This is a genomic window from Jiangella aurantiaca (genome assembly GCF_004349105.1).
GTDB classification, from domain to species: Bacteria; Actinomycetota; Actinomycetes; order Jiangellales; family Jiangellaceae; genus Jiangella; species Jiangella aurantiaca.
In genome coordinates this window covers 85,314-108,085 of the sequence record NZ_SMLB01000014.1, presented here as the reverse complement: position 1 = coordinate 108,085, position 22,772 = coordinate 85,314, and the positions used below count along the sequence as shown (strand labels likewise).

Genomic DNA, 22,772 nt, shown 5'->3' with positions numbered 1-22,772 from the left:
GCTCGCCCGGCGTGGCTCGCTGAATGCCTCGTCGCGGCCCGAGTCGGTTACCGTCTATGTGTGGATGCGAGGCCGGCCGAACTCACCCACATCGGCCCGTACCGGGTGGTCCGCCAGCTCGGCGAGGGCGGAATGGGGGTCGTGTACTTGGCGACCGCTCGCGACGGGCGTCCGGTCGCGGTCAAGACGCTGCGGCCGTGGCTGGTCGGGGGCACCGACGGCCGCCGCCGGTTCGAACGCGAGGTCGCCACGCTGGTCCGGGTGCGCGGCGACCGCGTGGCGGAGGTGCTCGACGCCGACGTGTCGGCCGATCCGCCGTACATCGTCACCCGGTTCGTCGACGGCGTCCCGCTGAGCGCGTGGGTGGCCGAGCACGGGCCGCTGGCCGCGCCCGACCTGCGGATCCTGGCGCGCGGCCTGCTCGAGGCGCTCACCTCGGTGCACGCGGCCGGTGTGGTGCACCGCGACATCAAGCCCGGCAACGTCATGCTGGCCGCCGGTGGGCCGGTGCTCATCGACTTCGGCATCGCGCACGCCACCGACGACACCCGGCTCACGGCCACCGGCCTGATCTCCGGGACGCCCGGCTACTTCGCCCCTGAGACGGTCCTCGGCCGCGACCCGACCCCGGCCACCGACGTGCACGCCTGGGCGGCGACGCTCACCTACGCCGCCACCGGCCGGCCGCCGTACGGCGGCGGGCCCGACCTCGCCGTCGTCGACCGCATCCGGCGTGGTGAGCACGACCTCAGCGGCGTCGAGCCCTGGCTCGCGACGGTGCTCGACGTCGCGCTGCACCCCGACCCGGCCCGCCGCCCCGGCGTTCCGGCCCTGGCCCAGGCGCTCGGCCCGGACGAGCCGCCGACGATCGCCGCGGCGCCGCCCACCCTCGCGGCCCCGCCGGCCCTCGACGACACAGCGGTCATCGCGCCGGTGCCACCGCTGCAGCTCCAGCCGGCGCCGCCGCCGTATGTCCCGCCGACCCAGGTGCAGCCCCCGACGCTGCCGGGCTACGACCGGCGCATCCGCGAGCAGCGCGCCCGCGAGCAGCAGCCGCCGAAGCCGTCGCCTCTGGCGGTGCCGCCGCCCCGGCCGGGCGGCGAGCCGCCGGCGCCGCGCAGCTGGCGGTCGCGACTGGCCATCGGCCTGGGCGGGTTGCTGCTGGTGTTCCTCATCGCGGGCATGCCGTACGCCGGCGCCGTCGCCGCGCTGCTGATCCTGCTGACGGGCCGCATTGTCTGGCGCATCCAGCGGCGGCTGTTCGAGCGGCGCGAGACGCGCGGCGCCCATCGCAACGATTCCGTCGTGGCGGCGCTGGCCGCACCCTGGGACGCCGTGGCCGCGGCCCTGCCGTGCCTGGCCCAGCTGCTGGTGGCGGCGCTTGGCGCGCTGCTGGTCGGCGGCCTGCTGGACCTGCTCGACGCGGGCGGCGCGCGTACCCCGTCGATCGGTGCGGCGGTGGTGGCGACGTGGCTGGTCTGGCGTGGTCCCGGCACGGTGCGCAGCCGGCACGGCATCCGGGCGATCCTGGCCCCGCTGGACCGCTCGCGCGAGGTGGCGTGGGTGGTGCTCGGCGCGTTGTTCGTGCTGGCCTGCGGTGCGGTGCTGATTTTCGACTCGTTCGGTGCCGGTTGGTGGCCGGCCGACCTCTCCCTGACCGACCTCGACCGGTGGCCCGGCTGAAGATCCACTGGTGAACCGGGGGCGCGTGTGCCGCGTCACATGCTGTTCACCGTTTAGCATTCCAGCGTTCGCCTTCGTCCGACAGAGGAGTTTCGTGCGCCTTTCTCCGCGGGACAACGCCTTCTTCGATCTGTTCGCCGCCTCCGCGCGCAACCTGCGCGAGGGCGTGCGGCTGCTGTCCGAGGCGCTCGCGTCCGACTCCGACCGGGCCGACATCGCGGTCCGGCTGAAGGAGGTCGAGCACCAAGGCGACGAGCACACCCACGACATCGTCCGGCGGGTCAACTCCACGTTCGTGACGCCGTTCGACCGCGAGGACATCTACCGGCTGTCCGGCGCGCTCGATGACGTGCTCGACGACGTCGAGGCCGCGCTGGACCTCATGGTGCTGTACCGGGTGGGCGACCTGCCGTCGGGCGTCGGCGACCTCGTCGACGTCCTGGATCGCGCGGCCGAACTGACCGCCGACGCGATGCCGCGGCTGCAGACCCCGTCCGAGCTCACCGACTACTGGATCGAGGTCAACCGGCTGGAGAACCAGGCCGACCAGGACTACCGGCGGCTGCTGGCGCGGATCTTCTCCGGCGAGTACGACGCCCTGACGGTGCACAAGCTCAAGGACGTCGTCGACACCCTGGAGTCGGCGGTCGACGGCTTCGAGACGGTGGCGAACATCGTCGAGCAGATCGCGATCAAGGAGTCGTGAGCGGGTGGAGCTCGCGCTCATCCTGACGGTGATCGTCGTCGCGCTGTCGTTCGACTACACCAACGGGTTCCACGACGCCGCCAACGCGATCGCGACGTCGGTGTCGACGCGCGCGCTGACGCCGCGGGCCGCGCTGCTCATGGCCGCGTCGATGAACCTCGTGGGAGCCTTCCTCGGCACCGGGGTCGCGCAGACCGTCGGCGCCGGCATCATCGAGGCGCCCGAGGGTGACCGCGGCCTGCTGGTGGTGCTGGCGGCGCTGGTCGGCGCGATCGTCTGGAACCTCATCACCTGGTGGTTCGGGCTGCCGTCGTCCTCGTCGCACGCGCTCATCGGCGGGCTGGTCGGCGCGGCGCTCGCGTCGGCCAACTCGGTGAAGTGGACCGGCATCCTCGAGAAGGTCGTCATCCCGATGGTCGTCTCACCCCTCGTCGGGTTCGGGCTGGCGTTCCTGGTGATGACGGCGATCCAGTGGATCTTCCGGAAGTCCCATCCCGGCCGGGTCAACCGCGGCTTCCGGATGGCGCAGACACTCAGCGCGGCCGCCATGGCGCTCGGTCACGGCCTGCAGGACGCCCAGAAGACCATGGGCGTCATCACGCTGGCGCTGGTGGTCGGGCAGTACCAAACCGGCTTCGAGGTGCAGTGGTGGGTGATCGTGCTGGCGGCGACGGCGCTCGCGGCCGGCACGTACTCGGGCGGCTGGCGGATCATGCGGACCCTGGGCCGGCGCATCGTGCACCTGGACCCGCCGATGGGCTTCGCGGCGGAGTCGGTGGCCGCCGGCGTGCTCTACACGACGGCGTTCGCCTACCACGCCCCCATCTCCACCACCCAGACGATCACGTCCGCCGTCATCGGCGTCGGCGCCACCAAGCGGCTGTCGGCGGTCCGCTGGGGCGTCGCCGGCAACATCGTCGGTGCCTGGGCGCTCACCATCCCGATGGCCGGGCTGGCGGCCGCGCTCAGCTTCGGGATCCTCCAGCTCATCCCGGGTCTCAGCTCCCTCTGACCACGTTCGCGGACATCACGAGGATTACCTGAGCCTCAACACGCTTACAACCGTGTTGAGGCTCAGGTAATCGTGATGGGCGGCCCGGAAAACGCGGCGAAATCTCACCAGGTGGACGCTCAACGAGAGCAACGCCGCACCGCATGCGCTGGCCGGGTCTTGACAGCACTGAGTGATCACCGACAGAGTGGTCCGCGGTAAGCGCTTTCCGATCGTCCTGGCCCCCGTATGGACGGAGTCACGAATGCGCCGATCCAGTCTGCTCTCAGCCCTGTCCGCCGCCGTCCTGGCGGCCGCGCTCGCCGGCGCTCCGCCGACAGCCGCCGCACCCGATCCGCCCGCGCTCGACGCGGACCCGCACTTCCGCGCCCTCGTGTTCTCCAAGGCGACCGCGCAGCCGCATGAGTCGGTCGCAGCCGGCACCCAGCTCATCCAGGACCTCGGGGCCGAGCACGACTTCGAGGTCGTGGTCGACGACTCCACCGCCCTGTTCACCGACGCGGGCCTGGCCGGCTTCGACGTCGTCGTCTTCAACAACACCCACTCGACGGCGGAGAGCGGCGCCCTGCTCTCGGATGAGGAGCGGGCCGCGTTCACCCGCTACATCCAGAACGGCGGCGGCTACGTCGGGCTGCACTCCGCAGCCGAGTCGGAGCCCGACTGGGAGTGGTACGGCGGCCTGGTCGGCGCCCGGATCAGCGGCCACGCGGACCTCGGCACGGCCGGCGAGACGCTGCCCGGCCGCATCGAGGTGCTGGATCGCGTGCACCCGTCCACCAGCGCCCTTCCGCAGCTGTGGGAGCGCTCGGAGGGCTGGGTGAACCTCGACGCGGATCCGACCGGCGCCGTGCACGTCCTGGCCGAGGTCAAGCTCCACGACGGCATCCCCGGCCTAGCTTCGGGCCTGAACCACCCGTTCTCCTGGTGTCAGGTCTACGACGGCGGCCGGTCCTGGTACACCGCCGGCGGTCACGACGCCGCCGCGTTCGCCGAACCGGAGTTCGCCGGCCACCTGCTCGGCGGCATCACCTGGGCGGCCGGCGCGGCGCCGGGCGACTGCACTGCGACGGACGCCGACAGCTTCGCCGTCACGCAGCTCACCGACGACCTCGCCGACCCGTTCGAGCTGGAGGTGCTGCCGGACCGCCGGGTGATGTACATCCAGCGCACGGGGCAGTTCAAGCTGATCGACCAGCAGACGCTGGAGGTCACGACGGTCGGCGACCTGGAGCTGGGGCTCAGCACGGCCCGGCACTCCGACGGGCTGACCGGCTTCGCGCTGGACCCGGGCTTCGCCGAGAACGGCTGGGTCTACGCGATGTACTCCGACCCGGACGTCGCGCGGATCAACATCTCCCGGTTCACCTTCGACTTCGAGACGTCGCTGCTCGACATGGAGTCGGAGAGCCGGCTGCTGGACTTCCCGACCTGGCGCGACATCGGCCTGGCCAACGTCCACATGGGCGGCGCGGTGGAGTTCGGGCCGGACGGCAGCCTCTACGCCTCGATGGGCGACAACACCGACTTCTCCCAGTCGAACAACTATGCGCCGATCGACGAGCGGGACGGCCGAGCGGCCTGGGACGCACAGGCCACCTCGGCCAACACGAACGACCTGCGCGGCAAGGTGATCCGGATCGTCCCGACTGACGACGGCGGGTACACCATCCCGGAGGGCAACCTGTTCCCCGAGTCGGAGGACACCGAGGACAAGACCCGGCCGGAGATCTACGCGATGGGCTTCCGCAACCCGTTCCGCATCACCGTCGACCAGCAGACCGGTGACCTGCTCGTGGCCGACTACGGGCCGGACGCCACGCAGGCCGACCCCGCGCGCGGCCCCGAGGGCCTGGTGGAGTGGAACGTCGTCAGCGAGGCGGGCAACTACGGCTGGCCGCACTGCGTCGGGGACAACATCCCCTACATCGACTACGACTTCGCCACCGGGCAGTCCGGCGAGCCGTTCGACTGCGCGAACGGCCCGGTCAACGACTCGCCGCACAACACCGGCCTGCAGCAGTTGCCGCCGGTCCAGGAGGCGTACATCTGGTACGGCTACGGTACGTCACCGAACTTCCCCGAGCTGGGCACTGGCGGCGCGGCGCCGATGAGCGGCCCGGTCTACGACTACGACCCGGAAGTGGAGTCCGACACCAAGTTCCCGGAGTACTACGACGGTAGGTGGTTCGTCTTCGAGTACGCCCGGAACTGGTACAAGACGATCACCCGGGTCCACGAGGACCAGTCGTTCCAGGACGAGCGGTTCGCGCCGGTCGCGGCCGGCGACCTGCTGTCGATCAACCCGGTGTTCGGCTCCACCTCGTTCCGCGGCCCGTTCGACGCGACGTTCGGCCCGGACGGATCGCTCTACGTCATCGACTTCGGCTCCGGCAGCGGGGCCGGGCGCGGCGACGTCAACGAGGGCGCCGGCATCTACCGCATCGACTACGTGGGTGGCGACCGGCCGCCGATCCCGAAGGCGTCCGGCACGCCGACGTCGGGGCAGCTACCGCTCACCGTCCAGTTCTCCAGCGAGGGTACCGAGCACCCCGCCGGGCTGCCGATGACCTACCACTGGTCCTTCGGCGACGGCGCCACTTCGGACGAGCAGAATCCGTCGCACACCTACACCGAGGCGGGCAACTACACCGCGCTGCTCACCGTCACCGACAGCCGGGACCGCAGCTCGGTGGCCGCGGTCCGGATCTCCGCCGGCAACACCCGGCCCGAGGTCGGGTTCAGCTGGCCACCGCACGGCGGCTTCTTCGACTGGGGTGACGAGGTCGCCTACGACGTGGCGGTCGACGACGCCGAGGACGGCAGCATCGCCGGCGGCACGATCGAGTGCGGCAGCGTCACGGTCGGCGCCCTACTCGGCCACGACCAGCACGCGCATCCGCTGGACAACTACCCGCACTGCACGGGGACGATCCCGACCATCACCGACGGCGGGCACGGCCAGGAGACCAACCTCTACTACGTGCTGGAGGCCGGCTTCACCGACGCGGGCGCTCCGGGCGTCGAGCCGCTCACCGGCGCCGACGCGGTCCGGCTCAACCCGAAGCGGCGGGAGGCCGAGCACTTCGCCGCCGGCCAGGGCGTCCAGGTGTTCGAGCGGCCGCTGGCCAGCGCCCGGGCGCGGGTCGGCAGCATCTCGCACGGCGACTGGATCAGGTTCGACACCGTGAACCTGACGAACATCGAGTCGCTCACCGTCGGCGCCTCCTCCGCGGCGCACGGCGGCACCATCGAGGTGCGCCGCGACGCCCCCGACGGCGAGCTGCTGGGCTCGGTGGACGTGCCGGTCACCGGCGGTGTCGACACCGTCGTCGAACGGACCACCGACCTGGGCGATCCGGGCGAGACGTTCGACGTCTACCTGGCGTTCCGCAACGACGCCGTCGGGGCCGGCGGGCCGGACCTGCTGGCGCTGGACTGGCTGCGGTTCAACGGCGACGGCGTCGGCGTGCCGCCCCCGCCGTGCGAGGACGGCGGTGTGGACGAGTTCGACGGCGATGCGCTGAACCTGTCCTGCTGGACGTCGATCGTCCGCCACGACCCGGACGGCTACCAGGTGGCCGGCGGGCAGCTGGTGCTGCCGACGGCGCACGGCGAGCTGACCGCCGCGCGGGCCGATGCGACGAACCTCGTCATGCGGCCGGCACCGGACGGCGGCTGGACCGCCACCACGCGGGTCACCGCGGACGTGAGCACCGCGTTCCAGCAGGCCGGCCTCGTGCTGCACGCCGGCGACGCCGACTTCGCCAAGGCGGTCGTGATGGCGCGGCCGGACGGCACCCGGCGGATGTCGTTCTTCACCGTCGCCGGCGGCCAGGAGCGCAACACCGCCGAGGACTACGCCGCGCTGCCGGCCGACTTCCCCGACACGTTCGAGCTGCGGCTGGTCAGCGACGGGCTGGCGGTGACGGCGGAGTACTCGGCCGACGGCGAGGAGTGGACGCCGCTAGGCCGGCCGTACGGCCTGGGCACCGCGTCGTCCTGGAACGTCGGCGTGGTCGCACTGTCCGGCGGGAACGGCGACCCGAACATCCCGGTCGTCGACGTCGCGTTCGAGCGGTTCGAGCTCTCCGAGACCGAGCCCCAGGTCTGCCCGGACCCCGAACCGGCCGATGGCTACACCGCCCTGTGGGACGGGAAGACGCTGGACGACTGGGAGATGGTGGGCAACGGGTCGTTCACTGTCACATCTGACTGCACGCTGCTGAGCCGGGGCTCCGGCGGCCTGCTGTGGTACACGCCGCGGGCCTTCGGCGACTTCCACCTCCGACTGCAGTACCGGATGAACAACCCGACGGACAACTCCGGGGTGTTCATGCGCTTCCCGGCGCCGCTGGGCTGGGAGGGTCCGTGGGTCCGGCAGCCCGACGACAGCGTGCGGGGCTACGAGGCGCAGATCGAGGACAACCCGGCCGGCGGAGACCCGCAGAAGACCGGCTCGATCTACAACTTCGCCACCATCACCGACGTCCTGGCCAACCCGATCGGCGAGTGGAACACCTACGAGATCCGCGCTGTCAGGCAGACCTACACGGTCTGGCTGAACGGGCAGCTGGTGAACACCTACACCGGCGACGGCAGCCGGGCGCTCGAGGGGCACATCGGGTTCCAGAACCACCACGACGGCTCCGACGTCGAGTTCCGCGACGTGTGGATCGCGCCGGTCGACACCACCTGCCCAGACCCCGATCCGCGGGCGACGGTCGTCGTCGGCACGGTGGACAGCGGTGTGCCGAACCGCGCGGACGCCGACGGGTGCACCGTCAACGACCTCATCGAGGAGGACCGCGACTGGGGAACGTCCGGTGCGTTCCTCCGGCACGTCGGTGCGGTGCTGGACCAGCTGGTCGCCGACGGCGTGATCGACGCCCGCGAGAGCAGCGCGATCCGGCGGGCCGCGGCCGAGTCCGGGGTCGGCCGGGGAGGTGCCGCCGGCCCGAGGTGACGCCGCACCGAACGCGGCGCGCCCGCCACGACCGTCGTGGCGGGCGCGTCCGCGTGGCCGATCCTCAGCCGAAGCGGCCGGAGACGTAGTCCTCGGTGGCCTTCACGCTCGGGTTGGTGAAGATCTTCGTCGTGTCGTCCATCTCGATCAGCTTGCCGGGCTTGCCGGTGCCGGCGATGTTGAAGAACGCCGTGCGGTCACTGACCCGGGCGGCCTGCTGCATGTTGTGCGTGACGATGACGATTGTGTAGTTCTGCTTCAGCTCGCCGATGAGGTCCTCGATGGCCAGCGTCGAGATCGGGTCGAGCGCGGAGCACGGCTCGTCCATCAGCAGCACCTCGGGCTGCACGGCGATGGCCCGGGCGATGCACAGACGCTGCTGCTGGCCGCCGGAGAGGCCGGAGCCGGGCTTGTCGAGCCGGTCCTTGACCTCGTTCCACAGGTTCGCGCCCTTGAGTGACCGCTCGACGATGTCGTCGGCCTCGCTCTTCCTCAGCCGGTTGCTGTTGAGCTTCATACCGGCCAGCACGTTGTCGCGGATGGACATCGTCGGGAACGGGTTGGGCCGCTGGAACACCATGCCGACCTGGCGCCGGACGGTGACGGGGTCGACGTTGGCGCCGTAGAGGTCCTCGCCGTCGAGCATGACCTTGCCTTCGACCCGCGCGCCGGGAATGACCTCGTGCATGCGGTTGAGGGTGCGGATGAAGGTGGACTTCCCGCAGCCGGACGGGCCGATGAAGGCCGTGACCGAGCGGGCCTCGATGGCCATCGACACGCCCTCGACCGCGAGGAAGCTGCCGTAGTAGACGTTGAGATCGCCGACGTCGATGCGCTTGGACATAAGGGCGGTTTCCTTGCTCTAGCGGCCGGTCTTCGGGGCGAACAGGCGGGCGATGAGCCGGGCGACCAGGTTCAGCAGCATGACGATCAGGATGAGCGTCAGCGCCGCGGCCCAGGCCCGGTCGAAACTCGGCTCCGGCGACGAGCCCGACAACGGGCGCATCGCCTGACTGTAAACGTATGCGGGCAGCGACATCATCCAGTCGGAGAACGGGTCGCTGTTGATGGACGAGGTGAAGCCCGCTGTGACGATGAGCGGCGCGGTCTCGCCGACGACGCGGGCGATGGCCAGCGTGACGCCGGAGGCGATGCCGGAGATGGCCGTCGGGACGACGACCCGGACGATGGTGCGCCACTTGGGCACGCCCAGGGCGTACGCCGCCTCGCGCAGTTCGTTCGGGACGATCCGCAGCATCTCCTCGCTGGACCGCACGACTACCGGGATCATCAGTACCGACAGGGCGACGGCGCCGGCGAAGCCGTTGCGGGTGCCGACGCCGAACAGCACCGCGAACAGCGCGGCGGCGAACAGGCCGGCCACGATGGACGGGATGCCGGTCATGACGTCGACGAAGAACGTGATGGACCGGGCCAACCGGCCGCGGCCGTACTCGACCAGGTAGATCGAAGTGAGCAGGCCGATCGGCACCGAGATGATCGTGGCCAGGCCGGTGATGAGGAAGGTGCCCAGGATGGCGTGGTAGGCGCCGCCGATGAACGGCGCGGCGCCCTCCAGCGCCTGCTGGTCGTTGAGGCCGGTCACGTTGCGCATCGAGGTGGTGAGGAAGTCGATGCTGAACCGCTCCGCGCCGTTGTCGAGCACCGACCAGATCACCGAGATCAGCGGGACCAGAGCGATGCCGAACGCGGTGTAGACGAACGTGGTGACCAGCTTGTCGACGGCCTTGCGCCGGCCTTCGACGATGCCCGCGAGCGTGGTGTTGACGACCCCGAAGACCAGCACCGACAGGACGGCGAACGAGACCGGGGAGAAGCCGCCGAACAGCGCGGACAGCCCGGCGCCGGCCGCAATCGACAGGACCAGGACGACCTGGGTGGTGTACCGGGGCAGCTGGTTGTGGGCCAGCGAGCTCGGGGCGGCCGGGGTGGCGGGCGGCTTGGTGGCGACGGACATCAGTTGGCCCCCGAGAACTCACTGCGGCGCGAGACGATCCAGCGGGCGAACATGTTCACGGCCAGGGTGATGGCGAAGAGCACCAGACCCGCGGCGATGAGCGTGTTCGTCTTGAGGCCCGACGATTCGGGGAAGTCCAGCGCGATCTCCGCGGCGATGGTGTTGTTGCCGCTGGTGACCATGGACCAGGTGAAGCCGCCGGTGGACAGCACCATGGCGACGGCCATCGTCTCGCCCAGCGCGCGGCCCAGGCCGAGCATGATGCCGGAGATGATGCCGGGCCGGCCGAACGGGATGACCGCCACGCGGATCATCTCCCAGCGGGTGGCCCCGAGCGCCAGGGCGGCCTCCTCGTGCAGGGTGGGCGTCTGCAGGAACACCTCGCGCGAGATCGCGGTGATGATCGGCAGGATCATCACCGCCAGCACCAGCCCGGCCGTCATCATCGTCCGGCCGGTGGCCGAGGCCGGGCCCGTGAAGAGCGGGATGAAGCCGAGGTTGTCGGCCAGCCAGGACCAGGCCGGCTGCACCTGCGGCGCCAGCCACTGGATGCCCCACAGGCCGAAGACCACGCTGGGGATGGCGGCGAGCAGGTCGACGATGTAGCCGAGGCCCTGCGCGAGCCGGCGGGGCGCGTAGTGCGAGATGAACAACGCGATGCCCAGCGCCAGCGGCGTTGCGACGATCAGCGCGATGACGGCCGCGGCCAGCGTGCCGAAGACCAGCGGCCAGACGTAAGAGAAGAACCCCTCGCCGCCGTCGATCTCCGACGGGTCGGCGCTGAAGGTCGGCAGCGCCTCGCGGACGAGGAACGCGGCCACGCCGGCCAGGATGATCAGGATCAGGATGCCCGCGACCTGCGCGGACCGGGAGAAGATGCGGTCGCCGGGGCGCGCCTTGGCCCGTGGCGTGGCGGTGGGCCGTTCGGTCGGCGGTGGCTTGGCGGTGGTGGTCACGGCGTCAGCTCCGGGTCGTGGAGGTCTCGCGGTTCATGCCGGTTGTCGTGCGGACGCCGGGCGGTCCGTCCCGCATGGGACGAGCCGCCCGGCGACGTGGAACTTCGTGCACAGGATAGGACTCAGCCGACCTCGATCGAGTCGACGACGGCCTGGACCTCGGTCTGCAGCTCCGGCGAGATCGGGGCCGAGCCCGCGGCGTCGGCGGCGGCCTGCTGGCCCTCGTCGCTGGCGACGTAGCCGACGTAGGCCTTCACCAGGTCGCCGACCGCCGGGTCCTCGTAGGCGGTGCAGACGATCGTGTACGAGATCAGCACGATCGGGTAGGCGCCGGAATCCGTGGTGTCGCGGGCCAGCTCGATCGCGAGGTCGTTCTCGGGCCGGCCCTCGGCGCGCGGCGAAGCGTCGACGACTGCCGCGGCGGCCTCGGCGGAGTACTCGACGAACTCCGAGCCGACGCCGATGGCGGCGGTCTGCAGGTCGCCGGCCGCGGCGGCGCTGGCGTAGCCGATGGTGCCCTCGGCGGCCTGGACGGCGGCGATGACGCCCGGCGTCTGCGCGCCGGCCTCGCCCGGCAGCTCCGCCGGCCAGTCGCCGCTGATCTCGTAGGTCCAGGCCTCCGGCGCGGCGGCGGCCAGGTACTCGACGAAGTTCTCGGTCGTGCCCGACTCGTCGGAACGGTGCACCGGCGTGATGGCGAGGTCCGGCAGCGTGGCGTCCGGGTTGTCCGCGGCGATGGCCGGGTCGTTCCAGTTGGTGATGGTGCCGTTGAAGATGTTCGCCAGCGTCACGGGGCCGAGCTGCAGGTTGTCGACGCCCGGAAGGTTGTACGGGACGGCTATCGGGTCGATGTACAGCGGCAGGTTGACGGCCGGAGCACCACACGCGGTCTCCGCGGCGACCATCTCCTCCTCGTCGAGGTAGGCGTCGGAGCCGGCGAATGCGACCGCGCCGGAGGTGATCTGCTCGCGGCCGGCGCCGGAGCCGTCGGGGGCGTAGTTGACGGTCACGTCGGGGTACTGCTGCTGGAACCCGGCGATCCACGCCTGGACCGCGGACTCCTGCGAGCTGGCGCCGGCGCCGTTCAGCGTGCCGGAGAGATCGCCGGCGGGCTCCTCGCCGCCCGCGGTCTCGCCGCTGCCGCTGTCGGTCTCCTCGTCGGAGGAGTTGGTGGTGTCGGGGTCCGAGCCACAGGCTGCCAGCACGAGGGCGGCCGCGCTGGCGACGGCTACGGGTGCCAGCGTGCGGCGCACGATGCTGAGGTTCACGTCTGGTGTCCTTCCTGGACCTATTCGTCCTTGCGTATCGCCTAGAACGTAGGTTTCCGAGGTGACACCGTTCCCCGCTGAGAGTGAACGGGGAATGAACGCCTGACGCAGAGAAGGCGACGGATCGCTGACGGTGTGATGGCCGTCACGTGAACAGGCCGCGTGGCCGGTTGCGGGACGATCACGACCCGCCGTTGAGGGCGGTCACAGGTCGATAACCGCCGGCGGTCCGGCACCGCGGGGCCGGTGCCGCTCGACCGTCACCTGATGGCCGTGCTCGTGGTGCAGGACGGCGAACTCGCCGGGCTCGAGGTCGTCGCCCGGGTCGGCGCCGGCCGCCTCGAACAGCAGCGGCAGGACCGGGCGATGCGAGCAGACGACGGCGGGGCCGTCGCGCAGCAGCGACCGGATGACCGCCTCGGCCGGGTGGTCGTGGCGCACCCGCAGGTTCTCTTCGGACAGGTGCGGCTCCAGCTCGACCACCAGCCCCTGCTTGAGGGCGAAAGGGCGCACGGTCTCGGCGCACCGGACGGAGTCGCTGGACAGCACCCGCCCCAGGCCGAGGGTCCCGAGCGCCTCGCCGAGCGGCTCGAGGTCGGCGGACCCCTCGGCCGCCAGCGGCCGCTCGATGTCCGGGCCGGGCCACGTTGCGCGCGGCACCGCCTTGGCGTGACGCAGCAGCACCAGTGGCGTGGTGCGCAGCGGGCCGCGCAGCGCGGCGCGGACGAGCTCGGCGTCGCGCTCGTGGGACAGCCGCCGGACAGCTTCACCGGCCGGCAGGAACACCACCTCGTCGATCTCGCGGTCGGGCAGCCGCGCGGCCGCGTGCGGATCGGCCTCGGCCAGCCAGTAGCGCACCGTCTTGGGCCGGCCGGCGACGGTGTAGTGCTGCGGCGGCAGCGGCCGGCCGAGCGTCACCTGGTGCCCCGTCTCCTCGAACACCTCGCGGGCCGCGCAGACCAGGAGCGATTCGCCGGCCTCCAGCTTGCCCTTGGGCAGCGACCAGTCGTCGTACCGGGGACGGTGCACCAGGCAGATCTCGACCCGGCCGTCCGGTGCGCCCGGCTGCTCGCGCCACAGCACGGCCCCGGCGGCGAGCACCGGGTCGCGCCTGGACGTCACGTCTCCATCCATCGGCGCCACTTCGCCCGCCGTACGTGCCGCCAGGTGTCGGCGAACGCGGCGCGGGCGGCGTGCACGTGCGCGCGTTCGTTCGAGGCCAGCACGCCGAGCGCGAACGCGACGTCGGCGGAGGCGTGGTCGGAGTTGGCCAGCTCGCGGGCCTTCGCCGCGGCCATGGCGGCGTCCTGATGCTCGCCCAGGATCTCGGTGATCTTCTCGACCTGTTTGGCGAACGCCTTCGCGTCGCCGCCGAGCACGGGCGCGACGGCCTCGGCGGCGTAGCGTGTGCGTTTGGCGGCCAGCCTGGCGGCGTGCCACTCCTCGTCGGGCGCCGCGTCGGTGAGGTCGCCGGCCGCGGCGTCGAGCTTCGCCCAGGCCTTCTCGACCAGCCCCGGCAGCACGTCGCGGGCCGGCCGCTCGGCGTCGGGCCGGGTCAGCGGGCGGGCCACGGCGCGGACCAGGTGGTCGTGCAGGGCGAGGTAGCGCTCGTCGTCGAGCAGTTCGCCGACCCGGGCCCGGGCGTCGGCCACCGTGCCGCCGAGCACCTCGGCGAGCAGCTGCTTCACCTCGGTGGCCGGCAGGTCCGGCGGCAGGTCGGTGCAGTGGCGCTCCAGCCGTTCGCGGAGCACGTCGCCCTCGCGCAGCTCGCCGAGGGAGCGGGCGAACCAGGCCAGCTCGGCGCGCAGCTCCTCGGCCCACGGACGGTCCAGCAGCGGCCGGAACGTGCGCAGCCCGCTGCGCAGCCGGCGCGCGGCCACCCGCAGCTGGTGGACGGCCTCGGGGTCGGCGGGCTCGCGGCGGAACGCGACGTCGGCGGCCCGCAACGCCCGCACGTGCCGCGCCAGGTACGCGACCAGCGCGTCGTGGGCCGGGTCCTTCGGCCGGGGCGCCGGCAGCTCCGGCACCTCCGGCTGCGCAGCGGCGTTCGCGCCCAGCGCGCGGACCACCTTGGCGACGAACTCGCCGCCGACCGCGCCGGCCTCCGTCAGCGCCGTCGCCACCGTCGCGATCAGCGGACCGCCGTGCCGCTCCTCCAGCTCCAGCTCGCGAAACCGGGCGGCGACGGTGCCGTCGGCGCCCACCACTTGGACGGTGTCGTCGACCAGCTCGCCGGCGTCGTCGCCGTCCTCGGACCGGATGACCCGCCGGTCCCGGGTGGTGCGCAGGGTCGAGACCAGCTGCAGCGGCGCCGTACGGGTGATCACCCGGACCAACGCGGTGAGCGCGGGTGGCGGTACGTCACCGGCGTCCAGCGGCAGCCGCAGCTCGTCGCGGGCGCCGACACCGCCGGCCGGCAGCTTGAGGTGCCAGCCCTCGTCGTCGCCGCCGCGCCGGCGCAGCGTGATGCCCTCGCGGGCCAGCCGCAGGTCCTCGGTGTCGTAGTAGGCCGACTCCAGTTCGACCGTGCCCAGGTCGTCGACGGCGGACACGCCCGGAAGCGTGGAGAGATCGGGGATGCGGAACAGTCCGTGCACGCGGAACTTCTGCTCGACCTCACGGGCGCTGTGTGGTCGGGCGGCCTGCTCCGCACGGCTCACGTGGTGGACCTCCGGCGCTGCTTACGTTCGATGAGCACCTGTTGCATGTCTGCCAGCGGCTCGCCGTCGGGCCCGGTGTGCACCCGTTCCCACGTGCCGTCGGGGCGCAGGTGCCAGGACGAGATGCCGGGGTCGAAGGCGAGGTCGAACAGGCCCACGACCTCTTGCCGGTGTTCCGGCCGGCTCAGCCGCACCAGCGCCTCGACCCGGCGGTCGAGGTTGCGGTGCATGAGGTCGCCGGAGCCGATCCAGTGCTCGGCGTCGCCGCCGTTCTCGAACGAGTAGACGCGCGAGTGCTCGAGGAACCGGCCGAGGACGCTGCGGACCCGGATGTTCTCGGACAATCCGGGGACGCCGGCGCGGATGCTGCAGATGCCGCGCACCCAGATGTCGACGGGCACACCGGCGGCGGACGCCTCGTACAGCGCGTCGATGACGGCCTCGTCGACGAAGCTGTTCGCCTTGAACCGGATGCGGGCCGGGCGGCCGGCACGATGCTGATCGATCTCGCGCTCGATGCGCTCGACGATGCCGCTGCGCAGCGAGTGCGGCGCCACCAGCAACCGCTTGTAGGCGGACTCCAGCGAGTAGCCCGACAGCGTGTTGAACAGGTGGTTGAGGTCCTCGGCGACGTCGGGGTCGGCGGTGAGCAGGCCCATGTCCTCGTAGATGCGGGCCGTGCGCGGGTGGTAGTTGCCGGTGCCGATGTGGCTGTAGCGCTGGATGCCGCCGGCTTCGTCGCGCACCACCAGGCAGAGCTTGCAGTGCGTCTTCAGCCCGACCAGGCCGTAGACGACGTGCACGCCGGCCTGCTCGAGCTTGCGTGCCCAGGTGATGTTGGCCTGCTCGTCGAACCGGGCCTTGATCTCGACGACGGCGAGCACCTGCTTGCCCGCCTCGGCGGCGTCGATGAGCGCGTCGACGATGGGGGAGTCACCGCTGGTGCGGTACAGGGTCTGCTTGATGGCCAGCACCCGCGGATCGGCCGCAGCCTGCTCGACGAAGCGCTGCACGCTGGTCGAGAACGAGTCGTACGGGTGGTGCACCAGCACGTCGGCCTTGGAGATGGCGGCGAACATGTCCGCCGGCGAGGCGGACTCGACGTCGCGCAGGTCGCGGTGGGTGGCCGGCAGGAACGGCCGGTAGCGCAGCTCGGCGCGGTCGAGGTCGGCGATGGCGTTGAGGCCGGTGAGGTCGAGCGGGCCGGGCAGCGTGAACGTCTCGCCGTCGCTGACGCCGAGCTCGCGCTGGAGCAGGTCGCGCACGTGCGGGTCGACGGTCTCCTCGACCTCCAGCCGGACCGCCGGGCCGAACCGCCGCCGCATGAGCTCGCGCTCCATGGCGGTCAGCAGGTTCTCGGCGTCGTCCTCCTCGACCTCGACGTCCTCGTTGCGGGTGACCCGGAACATGTGGTGCTGCAGCACCTCCATGCCGGGGAACAGCTGGGACAGGTGCGCGGCGATGACGTCTTCGAGTGGCACGAACCGCTGCTCCGCGACCGGCAGGAAGCGCGGGAAGTTCGGCGGGACCTTGACCCGGGCGAAGTGCTCGGTGGCGTTGCGCGGGTTGCGCACGACGACGGCGAGGTTGAGCGACAGCCCGGAGATGTACGGGAACGGGTGCGCGGGGTCGACCGCCAGCGGCGTCAGCACCGGGAAGATCCGCTCGCTGAACAGCCGCCGCAGCTTCACGTGCTCGGCGTCGTCGAGGTCGTCCCACCGGGCGATGTCGATGCCCTCTTTGACCAGCGCCGGCAGCACGTCGCTGCGGAAGCACTGGGTCTGCCGGGCGGCCAGCTCCCGCGTGCGCTCGAGCGTGCGCTCCAGCACTTCGCGCGGCATCATGCCGCTGACCGAGGGGAACGCGACGCCGGCCGCGATGCGCCGCTTCAGTCCGGCCACGCGGATCATGTAGAACTCGTCGAGATTGCTGGAGAAGATGGCCAGGAACCGGGCTCGCTCCAGCAGTGGCACGTCGGGATCCTCGGCCAGCTCGAGCACCCGGGTGTTGAAGGCGAGCCAGGACAACTCGCGGTCGAGGTAGCGCTCTTCCGGCTTCATCGGCTCCGCCATGTCCCCCATGCTGACACGCGCGAGTGAACACTGGGTAGCACGGGAGCGGCCGGACCCGCCGCTGGTCCGCGATCAAGTCGCACCTGAGGTGATCGCCGCTCATGGTGGCGTCCGGCCGGCGGTCACCGGCGCGCCGTCAGGAGCGCAGGTAGGCGAGCACGGCGAGGACACGGCGGTGACCGGTGTCGCCCTGCGCGAGGCCGAGCTTGGCGAAGATGTTGCGGATGTGCTTGCTGACCGCGGTCTCGGTGACCACGAGCCGCTCGGCGATGTCGGGGTTGGCCAGGCCCTCCGCCATCAGCGCCAGCACCTCGCGCTCGCGCGGGGTGAACCTCCGCACCGGGTCGTCGGCGCGGCGCCGGACCATGAGCTGCGAGACCACCTCGGGGTCCATGACGGTGCCGCCGGCGACCACGCGGTGCAGGGCGTCGAGGAACTGCTCGACCTTCCCGACCCGCTCCTTGAGCAGGTAGCCGACGCCGTCGGCGCCGCCGGCCAGCAGCTCGGTGGCGTAGCTGTCCTCGACGTAGGCGGACAGCACGAGGACGGGCAGGCCGGGCCGCTCGCGCCGGGCGGCGGCGGCCGCGGCGATGCCCTCGTCGGTGAAGCCGGGCGGTAGCCGGACGTCGACGACGGCGGCGTCCGGCCGCTCGGCGCGCACCGCGGCGAGGAAGCCGTCGGCGTTGTCGACGGCGGCGGCCACTTCGATGCCCTCGTTGGCCAGCAGCAGCACCAGGCCCTCGCGGAGCAGGGTGTCGTCCTCGGCGATCACGACGCGCACGGGATCACCGCCCGCACGACCGTCGGCCCGCCCACGGGGCTGGTCACCTCGGTGTGGCCGTCGAACGCGGCGACCCGGCGGCGGATGCCGGCCAGCCCGCTGCCGCCGGACTCGTCGGCGCCGCCGTGGCCGTCGTCGCGGACCTCGATCACCAGCGTCTCCCTCTCGCCGGCCGCGGCCGGTGGCCGCAGCGTCGCGGTCACGTCGGCGTGCTCGGCGCCGCTGTGTTTCGCGGTGTTGGTCAGCGCCTCGGCGACGACGAAGTACGCGGCGGCCTCGAGCGCGGCGGGCAGCCGGCGCAGCCCGTCGACGCGCAGCGTGCACCGTACCGCGCAGCGGGCGGCCAGCGCGGCCAGTGCGCCGTCGAGACCCCGCTCGGCCAGCACCGGCGGATAGATGCTGCGGACGACGTCGCGCAGCTCGCCCAGCGCGTCGGCGGCCTGGTCCTGCGCCTTGAGCAGCAGCGGCAGCGCGGACTCCGGGTCGCGGCGCAGCGCCCGTTCGGCGATGCCCAGATGCATGATGACGCCGACCAGCCGGTTCTGGGTGCCGTCGTGCAGGTCGCGCTCGATGCGCCGTAGCTCCGCGCCGTGCGCCTCCAGCGCGGCCGCCCGGGTCGCGGTCAGCTCGGTGACCCGCTGGCTCAGCCGGGCGTCCTTCGTCGGTGCCAGGAGGTGGCGGACGCCCGCCGCCTGCCACCGGGCCAGCAGCGGCAGCAGCACCAGCGTGACGAGCGCGTACCCGGCGGCCAGCCCCAGCATCCCGAACGCGCCGGCCCAGGACGTGACCGGATACGGCGAGGCGGCCGGCTCGTCCTCGGGCATCGCCCACCAGTAGAACGGCACCGCGAGGGCGTTGAGGATGGCCAGCGGCAGCAGGATCGCCAGCACGCCGGCGATCAGGCCGGTGAAACCGTGGATCACCACCCAGGCGAGATCGCGGCGGGTGGCCGGCTCGGCCAGCAAGGCCCGGACGGGCACGGCGGGCGCGTCCCGCGGCAGCTCGTCCGGCGCCGGGTACGGCGCCGGCACGGTACTGCCGGTGTACGCCTCGACCCGGCGCCGCTCGTCGCCGGCCCAGCGGCGCAGGGCTCGCACCGTCGACGGGATCAGCGGCCAGCCGACGATGATCAGCGTGAGGGCGGCCACCAGCAGGACCCGGATCACCAGCACGAGCGCTACCGCCGCGCTGGGCATGCCGCGCGCCAGGAACAGCAGCGCGCGCCAGGCGTCCACCGTCGCCGTGCGCACTCTGCTCATGACCTCAGCATGCCCGAGCCGGCGCCGCCGGACGGTATACCCAGCACCACCATCGATCCGGGAGTCAGCGGGATCGTCGCCGCTGCCGCCGGTCCGTAGCGTCGGAAACAGGTCCTGACGAGGAGGAACGACGTGCACACCATGACGGCTCCGGCGGTGCGGCTCGACGCCGTGACCAAGGTCTACGGCAGCGGCGAGAACCGGGTGACGGCGCTGCAGGAGGTCGGCGTCGACCTCGCCACCGGCACCTTCACCGCCGTGATGGGCCCGTCCGGGTCCGGCAAGAGCACGTTCCTGCACTGCGCGGCCGGGCTCGACCGGCCGACGTCGGGCTCGGTCCGGCTGGGCGACACCGAGCTGTCCTCGCTGTCCGACAACGAGCTCACCGTGGTCCGCCGCGACCGCATCGGCTTCGTCTTCCAGGCTTACAACCTGCTGTCCTCACTGACCGTCGAGGACAACGTGTCGCTGCCGCTGCGGCTGGCCGGTCGCGAGATCGACCGCGACTGGATCGCACGTGTGGCCGGGTCGGTCGGGCTGGGCGAGCACCTGCGGCGCCGTCCGGCCCAGCTCTCCGGCGGACAGCAGCAGCGGGTGGCGATCGCCCGGGCGCTGGTCACCCAGCCCGACGCGGTGTTCGCCGACGAGCCCACCGGCGCGCTGGACACCCGGACCGGCCGGCAGGTACTGGAGCTGCTGCGCCGGATCGTCGACGACAGTGGCCAGACGGTGATCATGGTGACGCACGACCCGGTCGCGGCGTCGTTCGCCGACCGCGTGCTGTTCCTGGCCGACGGCCGGCTCACCGGCGTCATGGAGGCGCCGACGGCAGAGCTGGTCGCCGACCGGATGACGAAGCTCGGGGCGTGGTGAAGATGCGCGATCTCGCCCGCAAGACGATGCACGGCCGCAAGGCCGGATCGGCCGGCGCGTTCCTCGCCGTGCTGCTCGCCTCGACGCTGGTGACGGCGCTCGCCGTGCTGGTGGAGTCCGGGGTCCGCGGCGGCCTGCCGCCGCAGCGCTACGCCGGCGCCGACGCCGTCGTGGGCGGCGTCCAGGCGTTGCCCGTCGTCGAGGACACCGACCTGGGGCTGTCCGAACGGGTCCGGCTGCCGGCCGACGTGGTCGACGCGGTCGCGGACGTGCCGGGCGTGGCCGAGGCGGTCGGGGACGTCAGTGTCCCGGTGAGCGTGGTGGCCGACGGCGCCGTGGCGGAGACGGAGCGGCCGGTGGCCGGACACGGCTGGTCGGCGACGGCGCTGACGCCGTTCGCGGTCGCCGAGGGCGGCGCGGCGCCGGAGCGCGACGTCGAGGTGGCGGTAGAGGACGACCTCGCGTCCGCCCTGGACATCGACGCCGGCGACCGGATCGAGCTGGCCGTCGGCGGCGTCGCGTCGGCGTACACGGTGACCGGCGTGGTGTCGCGGCCGGACGGCGACGCCCGGGAGTCCGCGGTCTTCCTGACTGACGACGCCGTGGCTGCGCTGGCCGGCGTCGACGAGTCGGCCCGCTGGGACGCGATCGGCGTGGTCGCGGCCGACGGCGAGTCCGCGGGTGACCTGGCCGACCGGATCGCCGACGCCGTGCCGGACGTGCGCACGTACACCGGCGACGCCCGCGGCCACGTCGAGTTCTTCGACATCGGCCGGGCCCGCGTCGAGCTGACGGTCCTGGCGGCGTCATTGGGCGGCACGACGGTGCTGATCGCGATGTTCGTCGTGGCCGGCACGATGGCGCTGTCGATCCAGCAGCGGCGGCGCGAGTTCGCCCTGCTGCGCGCCGTCGGCGCGACGCGCAGGCAGGTCCGGCGGCTGGTCGGCGCCGAGGTCATGCTGCTCGCGACGTCCGCCGCCGTCATCGGCGCGGTGCCCGGCTACCTGCTGGCAGTGATCCTGGGCCGGGCGTTCGCCGGTTCCGGGCTGCTGCCGGAGGACTTCCAGCTGGCCATGGGCCCGGTGCCTGGCTCTGGCGCCGTCGTGTTGTGCCTGGTCACGGCCCGGCTGGCGGGGTGGGTGGCGGCCCGGCGGCCGTCCCGGCTGAACCCCGTCGAGGCCCTGGGGGAGAGCGCCGTCGAGAAGTCGCAGCTGGGCGCCGGGCGGGTCGTCACCGGCCTGGTGCTGCTCCTGCTCGGCGTGGCGGCGTCCGGCATCCCGCTGCTGGTGCCCGGCATGGTGGGCGTCGCGGGTGCGGCCAGCGGTGTGCTCCTGCTGGCCATCGGCGTGGCGCTGCTCGGGCCACGGCTGCTGGGCGCGGCGGCCGGCCTGCTGGGCGGGCCGGTACGACGGCTGTCGCCGGTGCACGGCTACCTGGCGACGGCGAACATGCGGGCCAACTCGCGCCGGCTGGCCGCGGCCGTCACCCCGATCGTGCTCGCCGTCGCGTTCGTCTCCTTCCAACTGTTCAGCCAGAGCACGCTGGCCGCCGCGGCCGGCCGGCAGACCATCGACGGCGTCGTGGCGGACCACGTGGTGACGGGGCAGGACGGCGGCGTCGCCCCGGCCGTGACCGAGGAGCTGCGGCGGGAGCTGGACGACGACACGACGGTGACGCCGGTCGTGCACAGCCAGATCGTCGTCCGCTACTCCGAGCTCGGCGAGCCGACCATGGAGACGTTCCCCGCCCAGGGCCTGGACCCGGACGGGCTGGAGCACACCCTCGACCTGGAGGTGCGCGAGGGCGACCTCGGCGCCCTCGACGACGGCACGGTCGCGCTGAGCCGCACCGCCGCGGCGACGTTCGGCGCGTCGGTCGGCGAGACCGTCGATCTGGTGCTGGGCGACGGCACCGAGATCGAGCCGACGGTGGTCGCCGTCTACGGCCGCGGCCTGGGCTTCGGCGACGTCACGCTGCCGCACGACCAGCTGGCGGCGCACACGACCACCGGGCTGGACAGCTGGGTGCTGGTCGGCGGCGACGCCGATGCCGCCGGCGACGCCGTCGCGCGGGTGACCGACGACCACCCGGGGCTGGTCGCCGGGACCGGCGCCGACCTGACCGCGGCCGGCTCCGCCGAGCGCGCGGCGGAGTCGTCCACCAGCCTGGTCGCGATCCTCGCGCTGCTCGCCTACCTGGCGGTGTCAGTGGTGAACACGCTGGTCATGGCGACGGCCGAGCGGACCCGCGAGTTCGCGCTGCTGCGTCTGGCCGGTGCCGGCCGGCGTCACGTGCTGGCGATGATGCGCGTCGAGACGGCGGTGATCGTCGCGGTGTCGGTCGTGGTCGGCCTGCTGGTCGCGCTGCCGCCGCTGGTCGGCGTCAGCGTCGGGCTGACCGAGTCGCCGCTGCCGTCGATCTCACCGACCGGGTTCAGCGGGATCGTGCTGGTGACCGCGCTGCTGGGATTCCTGGCGATCGGGCTCCCGGCCCGCGCGGCCCTGCGGCTGCGCCCCGTCGACGCGATCGGCCTGCGGGAATGACGGGCAGCTATCAGGCGG

General features: G+C 72.4%; 15 protein-coding genes. 6 read left to right on the top strand and 9 right to left on the bottom strand.

Annotated features, from left to right (window positions below):
- The first annotated feature begins 60 nt into the window (after positions 1-60).
- From E1262_RS12820 to E1262_RS12805, 4 genes are all read left to right on the top strand, one after another.
- Positions 61-1,683 carry a serine/threonine-protein kinase gene (locus tag E1262_RS12820; protein WP_132103522.1) on the top strand — a complete coding sequence of 541 codons (1,623 nt, stop codon included), beginning with the start codon at positions 61-63 and terminating at the stop codon, positions 1,681-1,683.
- A gap of 94 nt (positions 1,684-1,777) precedes the next feature.
- Complete coding sequence (locus E1262_RS12815; protein ID WP_132103521.1) at positions 1,778-2,389, top strand: DUF47 domain-containing protein; 612 nt, start codon at positions 1,778-1,780, stop codon at positions 2,387-2,389.
- 4 nt (positions 2,390-2,393) lie between these two features.
- Positions 2,394-3,401 carry an inorganic phosphate transporter gene (locus E1262_RS12810; RefSeq protein ID WP_132103520.1) on the top strand — a complete coding sequence of 336 codons (1,008 nt, stop codon included), beginning with the start codon at positions 2,394-2,396 and terminating at the stop codon, positions 3,399-3,401.
- A gap of 244 nt (positions 3,402-3,645) precedes the next feature.
- Positions 3,646-8,364 carry a ThuA domain-containing protein gene (locus E1262_RS12805; protein ID WP_132103519.1) on the top strand — a complete coding sequence of 1,573 codons (4,719 nt, stop codon included), beginning with the start codon at positions 3,646-3,648 and terminating at the stop codon, positions 8,362-8,364.
- Positions 8,365-8,428: 64 nt separating this feature from the next.
- Here the strand turns inward: E1262_RS12805 and pstB are convergent, their stop codons facing one another.
- From pstB to E1262_RS12760, 9 genes are all read right to left on the bottom strand, one after another.
- Positions 8,429-9,208: a phosphate ABC transporter ATP-binding protein PstB gene (gene pstB / locus E1262_RS12800; RefSeq protein ID WP_132103518.1), complete on the bottom strand. Its 780-nt coding sequence runs from the start codon at positions 9,206-9,208 to the stop codon at positions 8,429-8,431.
- Positions 9,209-9,226: 18 nt separating this feature from the next.
- The gene (pstA, locus tag E1262_RS12795; protein ID WP_132103517.1) at positions 9,227-10,342 is read right to left on the bottom strand and encodes a phosphate ABC transporter permease PstA; all 1,116 of its coding nucleotides are present in this window, start codon (positions 10,340-10,342) and stop codon (positions 9,227-9,229) included.
- Positions 10,342-11,298: a phosphate ABC transporter permease subunit PstC gene (pstC, locus tag E1262_RS12790; protein WP_132103516.1), complete on the bottom strand. Its 957-nt coding sequence runs from the start codon at positions 11,296-11,298 to the stop codon at positions 10,342-10,344. Before pstC ends, pstA begins: the two co-directional genes overlap by 1 nt.
- 122 nt (positions 11,299-11,420) lie before the next feature.
- Positions 11,421-12,566: a phosphate ABC transporter substrate-binding protein PstS gene (pstS, locus tag E1262_RS12785; protein ID WP_132103515.1), complete on the bottom strand. Its 1,146-nt coding sequence runs from the start codon at positions 12,564-12,566 to the stop codon at positions 11,421-11,423.
- A 204-nt stretch (positions 12,567-12,770) separates the two neighbouring features.
- Positions 12,771-13,688: an NUDIX hydrolase gene (locus E1262_RS12780; protein ID WP_162605882.1), complete on the bottom strand. Its 918-nt coding sequence runs from the start codon at positions 13,686-13,688 to the stop codon at positions 12,771-12,773.
- The gene (locus E1262_RS12775; RefSeq protein WP_132103513.1) at positions 13,685-15,226 is read right to left on the bottom strand and encodes a CYTH and CHAD domain-containing protein; all 1,542 of its coding nucleotides are present in this window, start codon (positions 15,224-15,226) and stop codon (positions 13,685-13,687) included. Before E1262_RS12775 ends, E1262_RS12780 begins: the two co-directional genes overlap by 4 nt.
- A complete protein-coding gene (locus E1262_RS12770; RefSeq protein WP_132103512.1) occupies positions 15,223-17,307 on the bottom strand; it encodes an RNA degradosome polyphosphate kinase in 2,085 nt (694 codons plus the stop codon). The genes E1262_RS12775 and E1262_RS12770 overlap by 4 nt, the downstream gene beginning before the upstream one ends.
- Before the next feature lie 127 nt (positions 17,308-17,434).
- A complete protein-coding gene (locus E1262_RS12765) occupies positions 17,435-18,079 on the bottom strand; it encodes a response regulator (protein ID WP_132103511.1) in 645 nt (214 codons plus the stop codon).
- Positions 18,067-19,338: a sensor histidine kinase gene (locus tag E1262_RS12760; RefSeq protein WP_132103510.1), complete on the bottom strand. Its 1,272-nt coding sequence runs from the start codon at positions 19,336-19,338 to the stop codon at positions 18,067-18,069. The genes E1262_RS12765 and E1262_RS12760 overlap by 13 nt, the downstream gene beginning before the upstream one ends.
- A gap of 141 nt (positions 19,339-19,479) precedes the next feature.
- On the opposite strand from E1262_RS12760, the gene E1262_RS12755 reads away from it, so the two are divergent.
- Both E1262_RS12755 and E1262_RS12750 read left to right on the top strand, forming a co-directional pair.
- Positions 19,480-20,211, top strand: a complete 732-nt coding sequence (locus E1262_RS12755; protein WP_132103554.1) for an ABC transporter ATP-binding protein — start codon at positions 19,480-19,482, stop codon at positions 20,209-20,211.
- Between the two features lie 2 nt (positions 20,212-20,213).
- Entirely contained in the window at positions 20,214-22,754 is a 2,541-nt protein-coding gene (locus E1262_RS12750) for an ABC transporter permease (RefSeq protein ID WP_132103555.1), read from the top strand.
- Positions 22,755-22,772 lie beyond the last annotated feature (18 nt).